This is a genomic window from Nocardia otitidiscaviarum NBRC 14405 (genome assembly GCF_000308635.1).
GTDB lineage: Bacteria > Actinomycetota > Actinomycetes > Mycobacteriales > Mycobacteriaceae > Nocardia > Nocardia otitidiscaviarum.
This window is the reverse complement of sequence record NZ_BAGD01000101.1, coordinates 1-18172: the sequence shown is the minus strand read 5'-3', so window position 1 is coordinate 18172 and position 18172 is coordinate 1. Positions and strand designations below refer to the sequence as shown.

Annotated in this window: 18 protein-coding genes and 1 pseudogene; 8 read left to right on the top strand and 11 right to left on the bottom strand. The window is 69.2% G+C overall.

The features are described 5' to 3' along the window. On the bottom strand, positions 1-492 hold the full coding sequence (gene ybaK / locus ON31_RS22785) for a Cys-tRNA(Pro) deacylase (protein WP_039816659.1): 492 nt from the start codon (positions 490-492) through the stop codon (positions 1-3). Positions 493-784: 292 nt separating this feature from the next. Between ybaK and ON31_RS22780 the strand changes: the two genes are divergently transcribed. Beyond that, complete coding sequence (locus tag ON31_RS22780; RefSeq protein WP_039816719.1) at positions 785-1510, top strand: sigma-70 family RNA polymerase sigma factor; 726 nt, start codon at positions 785-787, stop codon at positions 1508-1510. An 8-nt stretch (positions 1511-1518) separates the two neighbouring features. Beyond that, complete coding sequence (gene rsrA / locus ON31_RS22775) at positions 1519-1788, top strand: mycothiol system anti-sigma-R factor (RefSeq protein WP_039816717.1); 270 nt, start codon at positions 1519-1521, stop codon at positions 1786-1788. An 89-nt stretch (positions 1789-1877) separates the two neighbouring features. Here rsrA and ON31_RS38605 read toward each other — a convergent pair whose 3' ends face one another. After that, a complete protein-coding gene (locus tag ON31_RS38605; RefSeq protein ID WP_115061593.1) occupies positions 1878-1952 on the bottom strand; it encodes a 50S ribosomal protein bL37 in 75 nt (24 codons plus the stop codon). A gap of 102 nt (positions 1953-2054) precedes the next feature. On the opposite strand from ON31_RS38605, the gene ON31_RS22770 reads away from it, so the two are divergent. Both ON31_RS22770 and ON31_RS22765 read left to right on the top strand, forming a co-directional pair. Further along, positions 2055-2270 (top strand): biotin/lipoyl-binding carrier protein, encoded by a 216-nt coding sequence (locus tag ON31_RS22770; protein WP_029931608.1) that lies wholly within the window; start codon positions 2055-2057, stop codon positions 2268-2270. Between the two features lie 81 nt (positions 2271-2351). Further along, positions 2352-3866 (top strand): sensor histidine kinase, encoded by a 1515-nt coding sequence (locus ON31_RS22765; RefSeq protein ID WP_039816657.1) that lies wholly within the window; start codon positions 2352-2354, stop codon positions 3864-3866. 177 nt (positions 3867-4043) lie between these two features. Here ON31_RS22765 and ON31_RS22760 read toward each other — a convergent pair whose 3' ends face one another. Together ON31_RS22760 and ON31_RS22755 are read right to left on the bottom strand one after the other, a co-directional pair. Further along, entirely contained in the window at positions 4044-4298 is a 255-nt protein-coding gene (locus ON31_RS22760; protein WP_011211115.1) for a WhiB family transcriptional regulator, read from the bottom strand. A gap of 258 nt (positions 4299-4556) precedes the next feature. After that, positions 4557-5498 carry a diacylglycerol/lipid kinase family protein gene (locus ON31_RS22755; protein WP_039816654.1) on the bottom strand — a complete coding sequence of 314 codons (942 nt, stop codon included), beginning with the start codon at positions 5496-5498 and terminating at the stop codon, positions 4557-4559. Between the two features lie 83 nt (positions 5499-5581). On the opposite strand from ON31_RS22755, the gene ON31_RS22750 reads away from it, so the two are divergent. Then, a complete protein-coding gene (locus ON31_RS22750; protein ID WP_039816651.1) occupies positions 5582-6013 on the top strand; it encodes a hypothetical protein in 432 nt (143 codons plus the stop codon). Between the two features lie 127 nt (positions 6014-6140). Continuing rightward, on the top strand, positions 6141-6680 hold the full coding sequence (locus ON31_RS22745) for a DinB family protein (RefSeq protein ID WP_039816650.1): 540 nt from the start codon (positions 6141-6143) through the stop codon (positions 6678-6680). On the opposite strand, the gene ON31_RS38110 is transcribed toward ON31_RS22745, so the two are convergent. The 6 genes and pseudogenes from ON31_RS38110 to ON31_RS22715 all read right to left on the bottom strand — a co-directional run. Further along, complete coding sequence (locus ON31_RS38110) at positions 6681-8273, bottom strand: RNA polymerase sigma factor (protein ID WP_255222217.1); 1593 nt, start codon at positions 8271-8273, stop codon at positions 6681-6683. Positions 8274-8413: 140 nt separating this feature from the next. Further along, positions 8414-8800 (bottom strand): YciI family protein, encoded by a 387-nt coding sequence (locus ON31_RS22735; protein ID WP_255222216.1) that lies wholly within the window; start codon positions 8798-8800, stop codon positions 8414-8416. 53 nt (positions 8801-8853) lie between these two features. Continuing rightward, positions 8854-9327: a GNAT family N-acetyltransferase gene (locus ON31_RS22730; protein WP_039816648.1), complete on the bottom strand. Its 474-nt coding sequence runs from the start codon at positions 9325-9327 to the stop codon at positions 8854-8856. Positions 9328-9337: 10 nt separating this feature from the next. Further along, positions 9338-9940, bottom strand: coding sequence for an acid phosphatase (locus tag ON31_RS22725; RefSeq protein ID WP_039816710.1), 603 nt, complete (start codon positions 9938-9940; stop codon positions 9338-9340). Between the two features lie 60 nt (positions 9941-10000). Further along, positions 10001-11230 carry an Rv3212 family protein gene (locus ON31_RS22720; protein WP_039816646.1) on the bottom strand — a complete coding sequence of 410 codons (1230 nt, stop codon included), beginning with the start codon at positions 11228-11230 and terminating at the stop codon, positions 10001-10003. Between the two features lie 1926 nt (positions 11231-13156). Beyond that, positions 13157-14779: pseudogene (locus tag ON31_RS22715) on the bottom strand (DEAD/DEAH box helicase); the annotation flags it as partial. Positions 14780-15209: 430 nt separating this feature from the next. Here ON31_RS22715 and ON31_RS22710 point away from each other — a divergent pair. Together ON31_RS22710 and ON31_RS22705 are read left to right on the top strand one after the other, a co-directional pair. Beyond that, on the top strand, positions 15210-16244 hold the full coding sequence (locus tag ON31_RS22710) for a polyhydroxyalkanoate synthase family protein (RefSeq protein WP_255222215.1): 1035 nt from the start codon (positions 15210-15212) through the stop codon (positions 16242-16244). 25 nt (positions 16245-16269) lie between these two features. Next, positions 16270-16965: a ferritin-like fold-containing protein gene (locus ON31_RS22705; RefSeq protein WP_039816642.1), complete on the top strand. Its 696-nt coding sequence runs from the start codon at positions 16270-16272 to the stop codon at positions 16963-16965. 13 nt (positions 16966-16978) lie between these two features. Here the strand turns inward: ON31_RS22705 and ON31_RS22700 are convergent, their stop codons facing one another. Continuing rightward, entirely contained in the window at positions 16979-17833 is an 855-nt protein-coding gene (locus ON31_RS22700; protein ID WP_039816705.1) for a glycosyltransferase family 2 protein, read from the bottom strand. Between the last annotated feature and the right edge of the window lie 339 nt (positions 17834-18172).

Below are 18172 nucleotides of genomic sequence, written 5' to 3'. Positions count from 1 at the left end.
TCAGCCCGCGGTGACGGACGCGGTGACCGCTCCCGTCAGGCGCACCAGATCCTCCGGTGCGACCTCGATCTCCAGCCCGCGCTTACCGGCGCTGCACAGCACCCGATCCCACTTCAGCGCCGACTCGTCGAGCACCGTCGGCAGCCGCTTCTTCTGCCCCAGCGGCGAGATGCCGCCCAGTACATAGCCGGTGGTGCGCTCGGCCTTGGCCTTGTCGGCCATGGTGGCCTTGCCGCCGCCCAGCGCCGCGGCCGCCGCCTTCAGCGACAGTGTGTTCGGCACGGGCAGCACCGCCACCGCCAGGCCCGCGCCCACCTCGATCACCAGGGTCTTGAAGATCTGCTCGGCGCGCACGCCCAACCCCTCGGCCAGCGCCGCCACCGCCTCCGCACCGTAGGAATCGCTGCGCGGATCGTGGTGGTAGGAGTGCACCCGGTGCTCGACCTTCGCCTGCACCAGGGCGCGGATCGCGGGAGTGGAAGCAGCGGCCATAGCCGATCAGCCTAGAACGCCGCGCCCCGGCGGCGACACCGGTTTTCCGCACCCGGGAACACGGCGACCACCCGGCATGTTGCATGCCATGCGCGACCGATACCACCCGGTCGGCGGAGTGTGCGAAGGAGATGCCCAGGTGACCGTTCTGGTGGACACCCGTCCGCGGACGGCGCAGGCCCGCTCGACCGGGGCCGTGCCGCTCATCCGCATTCCCCGCCCCGCGACCGATGCCGGTTTCGCGGTGCTCACCCCGCTCGCGGTAGATTCACAAGCTACGGCGATCGAAGGGATGAGCGTGACGAGCGACGACGAAAAGGCTGTCGATCGCCCAGGCGATGACGATACGGCCATGAACGAGGGCATCGACGACCCAGCGGTCGCCGACGACAACGACGAGGAATCCGGCGCGGTCCGCAGCACCGCCAGTGACGCCGATCTGGCCGCGCGTTTCGAGCGCGACGCGCTCCCGCTGCTCGACCAGCTCTACGGCGCTGCCCTGCGCATGACCCGCAATCCGGCCGACGCCGAGGATCTGGTGCAGGAGACCTTCGCCAAGGCGTACCAGGGTTTCCGCTCCTTCAAGGAGGGCACCAACCTGCGTGCCTGGCTGTACCGCATCCTCACCAACACCTACATCAACTCGTATCGGAAGAAGCAGCGCCAGCCCGCGCAGTATCCGACCGACGAGATCACCGACTGGCAGTTGGCCGCCACCGCCGAGCACACCTCGACGGGCCTGCGCTCGGCCGAGATGGAGGCGCTCGAGGCGCTGCCGGACGACGACATCAAGCGGGCTCTACAGGAGCTTCCGGAGGAATTCCGGATGGCGGTGTACTACGCGGACGTAGAGGGCTTCCCCTACAAGGAAATCGCCGAGATCATGGGTACCCCGATCGGCACCGTGATGTCCCGTCTGCACCGCGGCCGCAAGCAGCTCAAGGGCCTGCTCGCCGATGTGGCGCGGGAACGGGGATTCAACCGATCGGGTAGCGCGCGTCAGGAGGTAACCCAGTGAGCGACGATATGGACCTGGACTGCTCGGCGGTACTCGCCGATGTGTGGCTGATCCTGGACGGTGAATGCGATCAGGCCACCCGCGATCGTCTCCAGCACCATATGGACCACTGCTCCCCGTGCATCGAACAGTACGGCCTGGAGGAGAAGCTCAAGAGCCTGCTCAACCGCAAGTGCGGCGGCGACAAGGCCCCCGACACCCTGCGCCAGCGCCTCACCATGGAGATCCGGACGACCTACACCCAGGTGGAGACCCGGCGGGTCGAATCGGGGGAATGACTTTCGCGGTGGACCCGCAAAAGCTTGAGCGGCACGTTTCCCTGTCGGAAACTGTGCCGCTCAGTGCTTTTCGACGCTAGCCGACCATTTCAGGCGTTCGGCCGCTTGCCGTGGTTGGCGCCGTTCTTGCGGCGGCTGCGCTTCTTACGTCCACGCTTACCCATCGGTTAGTCTCCCTTCTGATCGAAGGCCATTCTTTCACGTGTGGTTGGCTGTACCGGCAGCGGTACCGCGGTATCACAGGCCAACCGGAGACAAGGGGTGTCATGGCTGAGGAAGTCCTCGCGGAGATGGTGTCGACCGTTCAGGAGATCCTGGTCTCGGTCGGCGACAAGGTGAAGGTCAACGACCCGGTCATCATGCTCGAGTCCATGAAGATGGAGATCCCCGTCGTGGTGGAGTCCGACGGCACCGTCGCCTCCATCGATGTGACGGTCGGCCAGGTGCTGCAGAAAGGCGACCTCATCGCGACCATCGCCTGAGCGAACCCCTTCCCGGACAATCCCTTCCCGGGGCCCGCGTGGGAACATACACCCGACGCGGGTGAAGGAGCGTGGCTGAAATTGTCGACACTGAGCGAGCTGCTGGCCGAGCACACGGATCTGCCGGGTGCGGCCGTCGATCATCTCCAGCGGGTGGTGGGTGACTGGCAGTTGCTGGCCGACCTGTCGTTCGCGGACCTGACGCTCTGGGTCGGCGCCGGGCCGGTCTCCGACGGCGCGGATGTGGTGTGCGTCGCCCAGTGCCGCCCGACCACCGCACCCACCGTGCACCCGGAGGACCTGGTCGGCGGTCTGGCCGCCCACGATGACCATCACCAGGTGTTCGACGCGCTGATCAGCGGCGATATCGTGCGCGTCGACGTCGACAGCGAGGCCACCGGCGTCTACCACCCGCATCCGGTGCACGCCGTCCGCGAGGCCATTCCGGTGCGGGTCGGCGACGATGTGATCGCCGTGCTCGGTCGCGACACCGATGTGCAGCGCCGCAAGATGCGCTCCAATCTCGAGGTGGCGTACATGTCGTGCGCCGACGACCTGTGCCAGATGGTCAACGACGGCACCTTCCCCACGCTCGAGGACCGCACCGGCTCGCACTCCAGTCCCCGCGCGGGCGACGGCTTCATCCGGCTCGACACCGAGGGCACCGTCGTCTACGCCAGCCCCAATGCGCTCTCGGCCTATCACCGCATGGGTTTGCAGAACGATCTGGTCGGCCAGGATCTGGCGCTCACCACCCGCTCGCTCATCACCGACCCCTTCGACGCGCAGGAGGTGGTGGGCGACATCCAGGCGGCGCTGGCCGGAAAGGCCGGGCGCAGAATGGAAGTCGAGGCGCGCGGCGCGACCGTACTGCTGCGCACGCTGGTGCTGCGCCCGCACGGGGAGCTGGCCGGGGCGGCGGTGCTGGTGCGCGATGTCACCGAGGTGAAGCGGCGCGATCGGGCGCTGCTGTCCAAGGACGCCACCATTCGCGAGATCCATCACCGGGTCAAGAACAATCTGCAGACCGTGGCGGCGCTGCTGCGACTACAGGCGCGCCGCACCGAGAACGAGGAGGCGCGGCTGGCGCTCACCGAGTCGGTGCGGCGGGTCACCTCCATCGCGTCGGTGCACGAGATGCTGTCCATGTCGGTGGACGAAGAGGTCGATCTCGACGAGGTCGTGGATCGGCTGTTGCCGATCATGGCCGATGTGGCCACCGTGCACACCGCGCGGATCAAGGTGCGCCGCGCCGGATCGCTCGGCGTGTTCTCCGCGGAACGGGCGACACCGCTGGTCATGGTGCTGACCGAGCTGGTGCAGAATGCCATCGAGCATGCCTTCGACGCCGGGGAGGACGGTGTCGTCACGATTCGCTCCGAGCGTTCGGCGCGCTGGCTGGACGTGATCATCAGCGACGACGGCCGCGGCCTGCCGGACGGATTCAGCCTCGAGGGCTCCGACCGGTTGGGTCTGCAAATCGTCCGCACACTGGTCACGGCCGAACTGGGCGGCTCCATCGGCCTGCATCCGGGTAAGGATGTCGGCACCGACGCGGTACTGCGCGTTCCCCTCGGCCGCCGCTCCGCCCGCTGAGCGCGTCCATAAACGGATACGCATATTTTCGGTGTTTCTCCGGCGGTATTTCCGCTCACCGAATCGAAATGCTGGAAATGCGTCGTGGGCACAATGAAGCCCGGCACCTCCTAGGGTGCCGGGCCGAAATGCGTCTATGCCGTCGTGGGGCTGCGGCGGTGACGCCGGTCGTCCGAATCAGACGACGGTGCGGGTGCGCGTACGCGCGTTGCGACGCTTCAGAGCGCGACGCTCGTCTTCGCTCATACCGCCCCAGACACCGGCATCCTGCCCGGACTTGAGAGCCCAGGAGAGGCAGTCGGCGGTAACGGGGCAGCGCGCGCAGACCAGCTTCGCATCGGCGATCTGCGCGAGCGCAGGACCACTGTTACCCACCGGGAAAAACAGCTCGGGGTCCTCGTCGCGACAGATGGCCTTGTGGCGCCAGTCCATTCCTCTGCTCCTTTGCTAGGGCATGCGCATGACGCTGCCCTTCGGGTTTGTGGTCCGTTCACTTGTGCGACTCGAATGTTTCCGCACGGTTGCTTGTGAATGCTTTCACGAACACCGTAGATGTCAAGAGATGTGTGGTGCACCGTGGGGAAGCTCACGCTGTAAGACCCCTACATCGAGGGTCTGCCTGATCATTTGTACTCGCTCGTTCGGGTTTTCGCAGCCCAACGGCGATGTTTCTCAGGTGTGTCGGGTCGACTACGGCTGTGGCGCGACGACTTCCAGTACATCGGGTACGGCTGTGAAATTCACCATGTTGCGTCGGCCGATGAAGTCACCATCGATTTGCAAACCGATCGGCTCGCTCGCTTCGACGCGCACCGACGGGCTGTCGTCCACGCGAAACAATTTGTCCCCCTTAGGGTTTCCATTGGGAGCCAGCAACTGTCGAGCGATGCGGAGGGTGGGCAGCAGGCCCATGGTGCGCATGGCAAACACCCCGAGACCGGTCTCGAAGGAGGTGCCCGGGTTGGTTCGCACCGGCGTGTTGTCGAGGTAGGTCCACGGGCTCGCATTGGTCACGAATGCGTAATGCACTTCCGTGACCGGTTCGTGACCTGGAATCACCACGCGCACCATGGGATCGCGTCGTTTGGCCTTGAAGAACTGTTTGACGGTGGTTCGCAGATAACGGCTCGGGGTCGCGGCATGTCCGTTGGCGCGCTTGGCATCAATGGCCTCGCAGACATCGGCGTCGAGTCCGACACCGGCGCTGAAAATGAACCAGCGGTCGTCAGCGACGCCGAGGCCGATGCGACGGTCCTTGTCCACGCTGAGCAGATCGATCAACTGGTTGGTGGCACGCACCGGATCCGGATCGATCCCCAGGGCGCGGGCGAAGACATTCGCGGAACCGCCCGGAATGATCCCCAGACGCGGCAACCGCTCGCGCTGGTTCGCGGCTCCCGGCAACGGCAGGAATCCGTTGATCGTCTCGTTGACCGTGCCGTCGCCGCCGTGCACCACGATGAGATCCATCTCGATATCGGCGGCCCACTGCGCCAACTCCGCCGCATGCCCCCGGTGTTCGGTGTGCACCACGGTCAGCTGGGTGCGGCTCTCCAGTGCGTGGGCGAGCAGATCGCGTGTCTCGGGGGTCGTGGAGGTGGCATTGGGGTTCACGATCAACAGCGTCCGCACCCTGAGGAGCCTACTGAGCGAACCGATGTGCGAACCGCCCGCATGCCTCGTGCCGGGTCGATCCCGGTCGTTAGGCTGGGCGGGTGGCTGAGCAGAACTCCGGTGCGGAGAACGCGGGCGCGACCGACGTCGTGCCGATGACGGTGCGTGTGGCGGGCGCGCTGGTGACCCTGGAGGGCGCATCGGGCCTGGTGGCCATGGTCGCGCTGGTGGTGGCGGGCATCAACGGCTCGGCGCAGAACTCCGGCAACAGCTACCTGACCGCCGCGTACGCCGCGATCGTCGGCGGTGCGGTGTTCGCGGCCGGTGTCGGCCTGCTGCGCGGCAAACGCTGGGGCCGCGCCATCGCCGTCCTCACCCAGCTACTGCTGCTCGGCGTCGCCTACTACATGTTCACCTCCGACCGCCCCGAACTCGGCGCCCCCCTGGCACTGGTCACCCTCGCCGCCTTGGTGGCCCTGTTCGCCCCGGCTTCCACGCGCTGGATGGCGGCCGGGTACGACCTGTCGAAGTAGCCGCTCGGGTATGGGCCGCAATGGCCCCTGAACGCCACGCGGACGGCTTTTGGTCACCCGTCCAATAGTGCGGGGTGGTCCTGAATAAGAACGTGCTCGATGACCGTCGTTCTGCGATGCTCGCCCGATGTCCGAATCACGACGTGATCTGCTGCGCTGGCAGTTCGACCTGACCTGGGCGCTGTTCGACTACCACCTCGAGCGGCTGCGGCCCGACGACCATCGCTGGGAGCCCACACCGCTGTGCTGGACGGTGCGGCGCGATGCCGCCGGGGAGTGGATTCCGGACTGGGCCGATACCGAACCCGATCCGATTCCGGTGCCCACCATCGCCTGGCTCACCTGGCATATCGGCTGGTGGTGGTCGACGGCGCTGGATCATGCGCACGGGCGGACACCGCGCGAGCGCACCGAGATCACCTGGCCGGGTCCGGAGGCGGCGGTGGCGTGGTTGCGCGGATTGCGCTCCGACTGGGTGGAGTTGCTGGACCGGACCGATGCGGGCGATCTGGACGCCCCGGCGCGGTTCCCCTGGGGCGACGATCCGGAGAAGACATTGGCGCACACCATCGCCTGGGTGAACGCCGAACTCATGAAGAACGTGGCCGAGATCGGACAGCTGCGACTGCTGCGCGCGGCCGCCGGGGGTAGTGCGGCCGCCGGGTGATCAGCGCAGCCGCGCCAGCTCGGCCGCGAGATAGTTTCGCTGCGGGCCGTTGTCGGCGAGCAGGATGGCCTCCTCGTAGGCCAGGCGGGCCGCGTCGGTGCGGCCGAGTTCGGCCAGGAAGTGGGCGCGGGCGGCGGGCAGGTACGGATAGGTGGCCAATCGTGGTTCGGCGGTGAGGGTTTCGAGGGCCGCCAGCCCCGCCTCCGGACCCTCGGCCATACCCACCGCGACGGCGCGGTTGAGCGCCACCACGGGGGAGGGCCACCGCTGGACCAGGATGTCGTAGAGGCCGAGAATGTCGCGCCAATCGGTGGCCGCGTAGCTCGGGGACTCGGCGTGCACGGCGGCGATGGCAGCCTGTAGCGCATAGCGGCCGGGCGCCGTCGGATACGGTCCGGCCGGGCGTTCCGCATGGTCGGGTGGGATGTCGCCGTCGGTGCGCGTCTTATCGGGCGACGTCGGTGGTGGTCCGGCCTCGGGGCTGGTGTGGTCACGTGGGATGACGCTGTCCGGGCGCGCCCTGCCGGGCGTAGGCAGTGGTCCGGGTTGGTCGGGTGGGATGTCGCTGTCGGGACATGGCCTGTCGGATGGCGTCGGTCGCGGTTCCGTCCGGGGGCCGGTGTGGCCGGGCGTGGTGCCGCCGCCGGGTCGTGGCTTGCCGGGCGGCGTCGGCGGTTCTCCGGGGTGGTCGGGTGAGGCGTGGTTCGGAGTTCCGGTTCGGTGGGGTGGGTTCGACAGTGCTGTGCGGACCAGGGCCAGGCCCTCGGCGATGCGGGTGCGATCCCATCGGGTGCGGTCCTGGTCGGCCAGCGGCACCATGGCCCCGGACGCGTCGACGCGGGCGGCCCGCCGGGCGTCGGTGAGCAGGATGAGGGCGAGCAGGCCCGCCACCTCGGCGTTGCCGGGCAGCAGCAGGCGGAGCATGCGGGCCAGGTCGGTGGCGCGGTCGGCGAGGTCGTGGCGGATCAGGGCGTCTCCGGACGGTGCGGTGTGGCCGGTGGTGAACAGCAGGTGCACGACCGTCAGCACGGCGTCGATGCGTTCGGGCAGTTCGGTGGGGGCGGGCACCCGGTACGGGATGCGCGCCGCCGCGATCTTCTTCTTGGCCCGGGTGATCCGCGCCGCCATGGTCGATTCGCCGACCAGGAAGGCACGCGCCACCTCCGAGGTGGTGAGCCCGCACACCAGCCGCAGCGTCAGTGCCACCTGCGCCTCGATCGACAGCGCCGGATGGCAGCAAGTGCAGATGAGGCGCAGCCGGTCGTCGGGGATCTCGGCCGTCGCCAACGCCGCCTCGGCCGGATCCGCGCCGGTCTCGTCGGGCACCAGCAGCGGCAGCCGCCGCCGCAGCGTGGATTGGCGGCGCAGCAGGTCGAGCGCCCGGTTCCGGGCGGCGGTGGTCAGCCAACCGCCCGGTTTCGCGGGTACCCCGTCGACCGCCCACCGCGCCAGCGCCTGCGCGTACGCGTCCTGCACGCACTCCTCGGCCAGATCCAGATCCCGGGTGACGCGTACCGTCGCCGCGAGCACGAACGCCCACTCGCGCCGATGCGCATCCGCCACCGCCGCGGCCACGGCCGTGTCCGCGCCCACCGGGCGACCCCCTGGTCCGGATCGCGTTCCGCCGCTGAGATTCGCGGTGCCGTCCCGGCCATGAGGACTCGCGTGGCCGGGACGATGCCAGCCGCCGTCCGATCCCGGGTCCGGTCGCCAGGCGTCGACGGGTGTCATGGTCAGTAGTCGAGGACCGGGCGGACCTCCACGCCGCAGTCGGTCGGCATGGGGATCTGCTTGGCGATTTCGATGGCGGCGTCCAGGTCGGCGGCCTCGAGCAGGTAGAAGCCGCCCAGGTTCTCCTTGGTCTCCACGAAGGGACCGTCGGTGACCAGGAAGCCGCCGCTGCCGTCGGGGCGGATGCTGGTGGCGGTGGTGTGCCAGGCCAGCGCCTCGCCGCCCAGCACGGCCTCCCTGTTGCGTTTCTCGAATTCGTAGTGCTGCTGGAGTACCGGCTCCAACAGGCTGGGCTCCGGATTTTCCCAACGGGCGTCGTCGAAGATGAGTGCCACGTACTTCGGCATGGTGTGTCCCTCCTGCGTCGTGCGGTCCGCTGTTCGGACCATCCACCTCCTCGACGCGCGCGGGCAACCGAAATCGACGAGCCGGTGCGAATTTCTCAGGATTCGGCGGCCAGCGCGGTCAGCGCGTCGCCTTCGAGCCGGTAGCCGATCCACTCCTTCTGGCCGACCGCGCCCAGCGATTCGTAGAACTCGATGGACGGCGTATTCCAGGTCAATACCGACCAGTCCACCCGCCCGTACCCCTGCGCGGCGGCCTCCCGCGCGAGCGCCACCAGCAGCGCCCGGCCCAGCCCGCGCCCGCGCGCCTCCGGCTTGACGTACAGGTCCTCCAGGTAGATGCCGTGCACGCCCCGCCAGGTGGAGAAGTTCAGGAACCAGATGGCGCAGCCGACCACGCCCTCCGGTCCCTCGGCCACATGGGCGAACAGCGCGGGCGATGGGCCGAACAGCGCGGTGCGCAGTTGCTCGGCGGTGAGGTGGCACTCCTCGCGCGCCTTCTCGTATTCGGCCAGGTCGTACACCAGTTCCACGAGGGCGGGGATATCGGCGGGCGTGGCGCGGCGGATCATCGATGCCCTTTCACAGGTCGTCCAGATGTGCGATCAGATTGTGCGCCCGCAGCGTACGCGCGTCGTGGTCGTGGCCCAGCACGCTCACCCCGGCGGTGGACATGAAGAACCGGCGGCCCTCCCGCACCTCGAGGTCCAACCAGCGGGCGATGAGGGCGCGCGAGAAGTGGCCGTGGCCGACCAGCACCACATCGTGGCCGCGCAGCTCCGGCCCCACCCGGTCCAGCACGCGGTCGGCGCGCGCGCTCACCTGCGCGGCCGTCTCACCGCCGGGAACGGTGCCGGTCCAGATGGTCCAATCCGGATCGTGCTCCCGGATCTGCGGCGTGGTGATGCCCTCGTAGTCGCCGTAATCCCATTCGGCCAGGTCGTCGTCGACGCGGTCGGCGGGGAATCCGGCCAGTTCGGCGGTGTGCACGGCCCGCTGCCGGGGACTGCTGATCACCAGGGGGTCGCGCAGCGCCAGCCCTTCCAGGATCTTGGCGGCCGTGCGCGCCTGTGCTTCGCCGGCGGCGGTCAGCGGCAGGTCGGTGCGGCCGGTGTGCTTGCGGGCCCGTGACCATTCGGTCTCGCCGTGTCGCAGCAGGACCAGGCGGTGTTCGTTGTCGGCCATGAAATCGATCATGCCTGACGACAGTTCGGGCGCGGGGGACGCGGACGCGCCGGTGGTGTGTTACGGGGCGTCCCCGCCGAGGGCGTACAGCTGTCCGCCGCGCCGCTCCAGCACGGTCGGCCCCACCACCGCCACCGAGATCGGTTCGCCGTGATAGTCGCTGCGCCGCACAGTAATCAGCGAACTCGTCGCGCCGGTGTCGGGGGCCACGGCGGCGAGGCCGTCGGCGACCGGGACCAGCAGGCGGCCCGACATGAGCGCCGGTGTGCCGAGCACACTCTCCAGAATCCAGCTCGGTGCCAGCGTGGCGGAGTTCAAGGCGATCAGACTGTTGCCGGTGAACGCGTAGACGGTCGAGCCGATCCGAGCCGTGCGCGCCCCGTCGGTGAAATCCGCCGGGAGCGGATAGTTGGCGACCGGGTTGCCGGAGATGTCGTACAGCGCCAATCGTGGTTCGCTGGAACCGCTTCGGGGTAGGTAGAGCGCGACCCGGCTGTCGGAGACCGCGAGCACCCGGGCGTTCTCGTCCGCGCCGCCGGGCGCGGTGAGCACGTGTGAGCTGTGCACATCCGGCACCGTGGCGTCCTTGGGGGCCGAGTTCTGCACGGTGAGTCGGTCGGCGTCCTCGTCCGGGCAGCGCTCCAGCACCGCCAGATTCTTGGAACTCGAAGCGGCGGAAAGGAATCGGCATCCGCTGCGGGGCTGCGTGTTCGGGTTCACCGGGGCGTCGACATACCCGTACTCGAGGGTGCGCACCAGATCCGAGCGCCACATCTCCAACCGGCGCGGACCGAGCGCCAGCACATGGGTGCCGTCCACCGTGAGTTCGACGCGATCGTCCATATAGCTGGAGCGGGCGGTCTGTCGCGCCCCGGTCTCACCGTAGAGCTGGGTGGTCTGGCTACACCCGCGATCGTCGCGGTAGGTGGCCACGACCATGCCGAACTGCGATTCCACCCCGCACAGGGACAGGTCGCGGCGGTACATCCACACCTGTTCGCCGGTGCGCGGATCGCGGCCGGTCACGGTGCTGCCGTCGGCGGTCACCGCGACCCCGCCGACCGTCAGCGCGCGCTGTGCCGCCCCGTCCGGGGCGTGCCAGAGTTCGCGCAGGTCGGAGGGGAGGCGATCCGGGGTGGGCGGGGAGGTGAGAGTGCGGTCCGCGGTGACCGATTCGGTACTCCGCGCGTCGCTGGTCCACCACACCACGACCGCCGCGATCGCCACCAGAGCGGCGATCGCGGCGGCGATGACGATATCGGCGCGCGTCCGCCGCTCTGGTGCGAGCACGTCTGCGAGACTATCCGATCCGCCCGACTAGGCCGTCGCGGCGACAGCGGTGTCGGCCTCGGCCGTCACGACCTCACCCTCCTCCGCCTTCCGCCGACGCCGCCGCTGCGCGGGCGCGGCCCCATCCGCGATCCCGGCCGCACCGGACCCGCCCGCATCGGTCGCCGCCGATCCGTTGGACGCTGTCGCCCCGTCGGCCTCGGTGGTATCGGCCTTGGCGCGCCGGGCGCGGGTGCGCTTCGGCGCCGCCGCGTCCGCGGTGCCCTCCGCTCCGGTCGCCGTCGCGTCCGAGCCGCTCGCGGTGCTCAGGCCCGATCCGGTTGCGCCGGAATCGGTCCCGGTCGCGCCCGGGTCGGCCGCGGTGGCAGCCGCCTTGGTGCGCCGCGCACGAGCGGATTTCGGTGCCGCCGTGCCAGAACCGTCCGCCACCGCGGCGGCCGCTGCGTCCGAGCCGTTCGCGGTGCTCCGATCGGTATCGGCCGCAGTGGTATCGGCCGCAGCCCGTCGCGTGCGGGTGCGCTTCGGCGCCACCTCCTCCGCGGCATCCGTGCCCGCCGCGTTCGAGCCGCTCTCGGCGCTCCGGCCCGATTCGGTTGCGCTGGAATCGGTTTCGGCCGTGGCCTTGGTCCGACGCGTCCGCGCGCGCTTCGGTGCCGCCGTGTCGGCCGCGGTGCCCGCGTCAGCGGTGGGGGAGACGGCCGCCGTGCTCGTATCGGCCTCGCTCGTGCCCGTGGGGGCGGGGGCGCTCTCAGCCGTCGTCGCGCTCGTGTCGGCTGCGGTCTTGCGGCGGGTGCGCTTGCGCGTCCCGGCCTCCGGCTCAGCCTCCGTGCCGGTGGTGCTCGCACTCGGTTCGGTTGTGGCGGTTCCGGTTTCGGTTGCCGCCTTGGTCCGCCGAGTACGGGTCCGCTTCGGTGCCGACGTATCGGCGTCACCTGTTGCCCCGGCCTCGTCGGTTCCCACGAGAGCGGATGCGGCCGCCGTGGCGGCCGCGGCGGGTGCGCGCGTGTCCGTTTCCGCGGTGGCGTTCGTGTTCCGGGTCGGCGCGCCCGCCTCGGCCGTGGCCTTCCGACGGGTGCGCTTCGGAGCCGCCGTCGCGGTATCGCCCAACGCCGAGGTCGCGGTCGATTCCTTTGCGGCGGAATCCGCTTGGCCGATCGAAGCCGCGGCGATGTCGGCCGCCGCCGCATCGGCACCGGCACCGGCACCGGCCGCGCCTGCCGCCTCAGACGCCGGGACGGCCGCGTCCGCGCCGGTCGCGGTGGTATCGGCTGCGGTGCGCCGGGTACGGGTGCGCTTGGGCCTCGTCACCGTTGCGTCAGCATTCGGGGCGACCATCGAGTCAGCGTTCGGTGCGACCGTCGAGTCGGCGTTCGGCATGACCGTGCTGCTCTGACCGTCGGCCGCGGAAGCTGCTGCGGCCGAGGCACTCTCGGCGTCACGGGCGGTGGCGTCAGCGGCCGTGTTCGCGGCGTCGGTGACGCCTGCGCCGTTGGTCGCGCTCGATTCGGCGGCCGTGCTCTTGGCGCGCCGTGTACGGGAGCGCTTCGGAGCGACGCGTTCCTCGGCCGCGGTGGGCTCGGAGGCATCCGTCGCCGCGTCGGTGACCGCGTCGTTCGGCGCGGCCGTGTCCGTGTTCCCGTGCGGGGCGGTACGAGGCTCGTCCGCGAGCACCGTGGAGTCGGCGTTCTCGGAACCCTGGGCCGCGTCGTCGGCGCGGTGATCGGCCGCCCCTTCGGCGCTCACCGGGGCGGAGGTGTCGGCGGTATCCGTGCCGGTGGCCCGGTCGGTGCGGTCGGCACCGCCGCGGCGACGGCGGCGACGACGGCCGGGACGGTCCGCTCGCGCCTCGTCGGACTCGGTCGCGGACGATCCGTTGTCGCGCGAAACCGCTTCGGCGGCATCGGCATTCGCCGCGTCGTCGGTGGTCCGCGCGGAACCGGCGGCCTCGTCGGACCCACCGCGTCCCCGGCGGCGACGACGGCGACGCCCGGGCTTGTCGCCCTCCGCATCGCCCGCGCCGTCGGCGCTGGATCCGGTGGTCGAGCCGGAACCGGTGGTCGCCGCATCGTCCACCGGCTGCCCGCCCCGGGTGCGGCGGCGGTTTCGCTTGCGCGGGGCGCGCGCCTCGCGCTCCACCACCACGGCGTCCTCGTCGCGTTCGGGCTTGCGCTTGCGGATCACACCGGTCACGCCCTCGGGGATGCCGAGTTCGGTGTAGAGGTGCGGGGAGCGCGAATAGGTCTCCACCGGTTCGGGAATGCCGAGCCGGAGCGCGGAATCGATGGCACTCCAGCGGTTCAGCTCATCCCAGTCCACCAGGGTGATGGCGACGCCGTGGCGGCCCGCGCGGCCGGTGCGGCCGATCCGGTGCACGTAGGTCTTCTCATCCTCCGGGCACTGGTAGTTCACCACGTGGGTGACATCGTCGATATCGATGCCGCGCGCCGCCACATCGGTGGCGACCAGCACGTCGATCTTGCCCTCGCGGAACTTCTTCAACGCCTTCTCGCGCTGCACCTGGTTCAGGTCGCCGTGCACCGCGCCGACCGCGAAGCCGCGTTCGGCCAGATCGTCGGCCACCTTCTGCGCGGTGCGCTTGGTGCGGGCGAAGACCATGGTGGCCCCGCGGGACTCGGCCTGGAGGATGCGCGAGACCAGTTCGCTCTTGTCCAGCGCGTGCGCACGGTAGACGAACTGCGAGATGCGCTCGGTGATGGTGGTGGCGTTGGCTTCCTCGGCCCGGATGTGGGTGGGCCGGTTCAGGAAGGTGCGGGCCAGGGTGATGATCGGCCCCGGCATGGTGGCCGAGAACAGCATGGTCTGCCGCTGCTGCGGCACCATGTTCAGAATTCGCTCGATATCGGGCAGGAAGCCAAGGTCGAGCATTTCGTCGGCTTCGTCCAGCACCAGCACGCCCACCTTGCCGAGCACCAGATGCTGCTGTTCGGCGAGGTCCTGCAGTCGGCCCGGGGTGCCGACGACCACGTCGACGCCTTCGCGCAGCGCCGCGATCTGCGATTCGTAGGGGCGGCCGCCGTAGATCGAGGTGACCTTCAGCGGGCCTTTCTGATTGCGCAGGTACTTGGAGGCATTCTCCAGATCCTGGGTGACCTGGATGCACAGTTCGCGCGTCGGCACGATGATGAGGGCGCGGGGGGTGCCGTCCAGGGGGGTGGTGCCGGAATCGGTGGTGGCGATGCGATGCAGCAGCGGCACTCCGAAACCGAAGGTCTTGCCCATACCGGTACGGGCCTGACCGATGAGGTCCTCACCGGCCAGTGCCAGCGGCAGGGTGAGTTCTTGAATGGCGAATGTCCGCTGGATGCCGATCTCGTCGAGGGCGCGGACGATTTCGGTGCGCACGCCCAATTCCGCGAAAGTCGGGGCGGTGTGGGTGTCGTCCAGTTCGGCTGTCAGCAGGGTGTCGGCGACGCCGGGTTCCTGCTCTACGGTGATCTTGCTCAGGTTCGTGCCTTCCTCGTATATCGCGTCTCGCGCGCACGAGGGTGTGGGGCGGGCCCGGGCGGCCCGCGACGACCACTGATCCATTCGCTGTCATCGGCCGCTGCGGGATACCCCAAGGCCGGTCGTTGGTGACCGATTGCTGGCATCTACCTGGCGCGGCGCTCGGGATGACGTGGATCCGGTGCGCGCACATTTTCTCGGACTTCGGCGACCCCTGCCCGTGCGGTTCACGCGTGCGGGCAAACCGGAGTCGGGCGAAAATTTCCGTTGTCCGGGGAGATTGTAGCGTGATACGGTCGCACACTCTTTTTCCGCCACCGCAATTGCGCGGGCTATTGCCGTATCCGCATGGTTCCTATCGGCTTCAACCGGTGCGCCAGGTCCGCGTATTCCCGGTGGCAGGTGCTGCGGCGCAGCATAATTCGATCTTCGATCGGGTGGATTACGGCCGTTCGGCAGTTGAGTTCATCACATAGGTGATACACGCTGTACCGGCATGTGCGAAGTTGAGCGGGTGAGTTTGGCAGACACCGTGACCACCGCCGCGCGCAATGCGTGGGCCCTGACCTTCGGCGCCGGCATCGAAGCCCCCGAGCCCACCCCGTCGACGGTGCTCGACGATCGGCCGCACCGCCTGCTGCACCGCTACGACGGCGCCGCCGCCGACGCCCCGGCCGTACTGCTGGTGCCGCCGCTGGCCGCGCCCGCCTTCTGCTTCGATCTGCGCCCGGACCAGAGCCTGGTGCGCTTCCTGCTCGACTCCGGCCGCGCGCCCTACCTGGTCGACTACGGCGATATCGGATACGCCGACCGCGACATGGGTTTCGAGACCTGGATCGACGACATCCTGCCCGAGGCGATCCGCCGGGTCTCGGCCGATCGGGGCGGCCGACCGGTGGACCTGGTGGGCTGGTCCATCGGCGGGGTGCTGGAACTGCTGACGGCCGCCGCGGACCCGACCCTGCCGATCCGGTCCGTCACCGCCGTCGGCGCACCGCTGAGCTACGACCACATGGTCGGCATGCCGCAGCTGCGCCAGCTCGTCAAGGTGACCGGTGACCGCGCCGCCGTGGCCGCGGTGCACCTGGCCGGGGGTGTGCCCGCCCCGCTGACCCGTATCGCCTACCGCGTCACCGCGTGGGAGCGCGAGGTGAAGCGTCCGTGGTTCATCGCCCGCAATCTCACCGACACCGCCACCCTGGCGCGCATGGAGACCATCGACCGTTTCCAGAACGCCCTGCCCGGCTACCCGGCGCGCTTCTACAACCAGCTGTGGAAGCGCTTCATGATGGCGAACGACATCGGCAAGGGCGTGATGCGGCTGGGTGAGCGCCGGATCGAGCTCGCCGATGTCACGGTCCCGGTGCTGTTGGTCGGCGGCCCCGACGACGCCATCACCGCGGCCGCCGCCGTGCGGCACGGCACCGAAACCCTGACCGGCTCGCCGGAGGTGCGCTACGAGACGGCCCCCGGCAGTCACCTCGGCATCCTGCTCGCCCGCGACACCACGTGGACCTACCTCGACAAGTTCCTCCGCGACCTGCCCTGACGCGCCGGAAGCTAGGGTGTAGAGCATGGGAGCTGACACGTCTGCCGCGCTGGGTGTTTCGGAGGTTTCGGGTAAGGTCGCCGCGGACGATCCGGGGGTGATCGACCTGTTCGCGGTGCTCGCCTACGGCGAGATCTCCGCGTTCTACCGTTTGGCCGAGGAGGCCAAGCTGTCGCCGACCCTGCGCGGCAAGGTGGCCGTCGCCAAGATGGCGGGCGCGGAGATGGACCACTTCAAAACGCTGGAGCAGGCCCTCGCGGCGCGTGGGGTGGACGTCTTCGACGCCATGGCCCCGTTCGTGCGCGCCCTGGACGCGTATCACGCCTCCACCGACCCCTCCACCTGGCTGGAGTCGATGGTCAAGTTCTACGTGGGTGACGGCATCGCCGCCGACTTCTACACCGAGATCGCCGACGCGCTGGCTCCCGAGGTCTCCGAGGTGGTCCGCGATGTGCTCGCCGAGACCAGCCATTCCGAGTTCGTGGTGGAGGAGGTCCGCACCGCGGTGGCCCAGAACCGGTCCGAGCGCGACCGGCTCACCCTCTGGGGCCGTCGCCTGCTCGGCGAGGCCATCACGCAGGCCCAGTACGTCATGGCCCAGCGCGACGAGCTCACCGATCTCGTGCTCACCGCCACCGGCGACCTGAACGGCATCGCCACCCTCTTCGAGCGCATGCAGAACAGTCACGCCGAGCGCATGGCCGTACTCGGATTGGGCTGAGCGCGAACGGCGGTCAGCGCGAGCCGATCGGGGAGATCCGCTCCGACCCGGGCCGCAGGCTGAACCGTCGTCGCCGGAAGTCCCACCAGCGGTAGATCGGCCATTGCACGGTGTGCCCCAGCCACGCCGTGACGATCATGAATCGGTGCAGCGGGCGCACGATGAACCCGTGCTCGGAGATGGTGCGCAGGCCGAGTTGCTGATATCGCCACCAGCGCAGGGGGCCGGTGCGTCTGCGGCGCGCGGAGGTCCGTGCCCGCAGCCGGGTCGGCTGGTCGATGCGCAGCCCCCGTTTCGCCAGGCACAGCGCCAGATCCAGATCGTCGACCACATCGACGCGCACGCGCGTGTCGTCGCGGACCTGGTGCCAGGCGTCCCGTCGGATCGCCATATTCGGCCCGTACAGATTCCCCACCTGTCCACCCAGCACGCCGAGCCGCAACAGCAGCCACTGCCCCGACCGCAGCAGGAATCCGATCGGCGAATCGTGATAGGTGCACAGCCCGGTGACGGCGGCGGTCTCGGGATGTTCGGCGAGGAAATCGAGGATCGTCCGGGCCCAATCCGGGTCCACCAGCGTATCCGCGTCGGTGCGGGCGATCACGTCGCCGCGGGCCTTGTCGAAGCCGCAGTTGCGCGCCGCCGCGATGCCTCGGGTCGGCTCGTGCACGAGTGCGAGTTTCGGGTGGTGCTCGGCGATCCGGTGCACGATATCGGCGGTGGCGTCGTCGCTGCCGTTGTCGACGACGATGATCTCGTCGATATCCGGTTGGGGCAGCAGGCGTTCGAGTGTCCGGGCGATCGAGGTGGCCTCGTTGAGGGCCGGAATGACCACCGACAGCGTCTGTCGGGGAGTGGGACGGGGCATCGGACTGTCCATTTCGCTATCCCAGGTGTCGACTGAGCGCTCGATCCTCGCAGTCTTCGCCCCATCCCGCATCCCCAGGAATGGGAAATCCGGACGGCCTCGCGTTCGACGAATATTATTGCGTCGCATCGCCGTTGAGTGGTGCACACCTGCGACCGAAGCGCTGAGAGCGGATTCCATGAACGATGCACCACCGACCGCGCGCACACCGGAGTTGGTGTCGATCATCATCCCGGTCCACAACGGACTGCCCGATCTCGACGAACAGTTGAACGGGCTGGCGGAGCAGGACTACTCCGGCCCGTTCGAGGTGCTGATCAGTGATAACGGGTCCACCGA

Excerpts from the sequence above, each read along its gene's own strand:
- ybaK (WP_039816659.1), bottom strand. The coding sequence starts at position 492 with ATGGCCGCTGCTTCCACTCCCGCGATCCGCGCCCTGGTGCAGGCGAAG.
- ON31_RS22780 (WP_039816719.1), top strand. The coding sequence starts at position 785 with ATGAGCGTGACGAGCGACGACGAAAAGGCTGTCGATCGCCCAGGCGAT.
- rsrA (WP_039816717.1), top strand. The coding sequence starts at position 1,519 with ATGGACCTGGACTGCTCGGCGGTACTCGCCGATGTGTGGCTGATCCTG.
- ON31_RS22770 (WP_029931608.1), top strand. The coding sequence starts at position 2,055 with ATGGCTGAGGAAGTCCTCGCGGAGATGGTGTCGACCGTTCAGGAGATC.
- ON31_RS22760 (WP_011211115.1), bottom strand. The coding sequence starts at position 4,298 with ATGGACTGGCGCCACAAGGCCATCTGTCGCGACGAGGACCCCGAGCTG.
- ON31_RS22745 (WP_039816650.1), top strand. The coding sequence starts at position 6,141 with ATGTCCGAATCACGACGTGATCTGCTGCGCTGGCAGTTCGACCTGACC.
- ON31_RS22735 (WP_255222216.1), bottom strand. The coding sequence starts at position 8,800 with ATGGTCCGAACAGCGGACCGCACGACGCAGGAGGGACACACCATGCCG.
- ON31_RS22730 (WP_039816648.1), bottom strand. The coding sequence starts at position 9,327 with ATGATCCGCCGCGCCACGCCCGCCGATATCCCCGCCCTCGTGGAACTG.
- ON31_RS22725 (WP_039816710.1), bottom strand. The coding sequence starts at position 9,940 with ATGGCCGACAACGAACACCGCCTGGTCCTGCTGCGACACGGCGAGACC.
- ON31_RS22705 (WP_039816642.1), top strand. The coding sequence starts at position 16,270 with ATGGGAGCTGACACGTCTGCCGCGCTGGGTGTTTCGGAGGTTTCGGGT.
- ON31_RS22700 (WP_039816705.1), bottom strand. The coding sequence starts at position 17,833 with ATGCCCCGTCCCACTCCCCGACAGACGCTGTCGGTGGTCATTCCGGCC.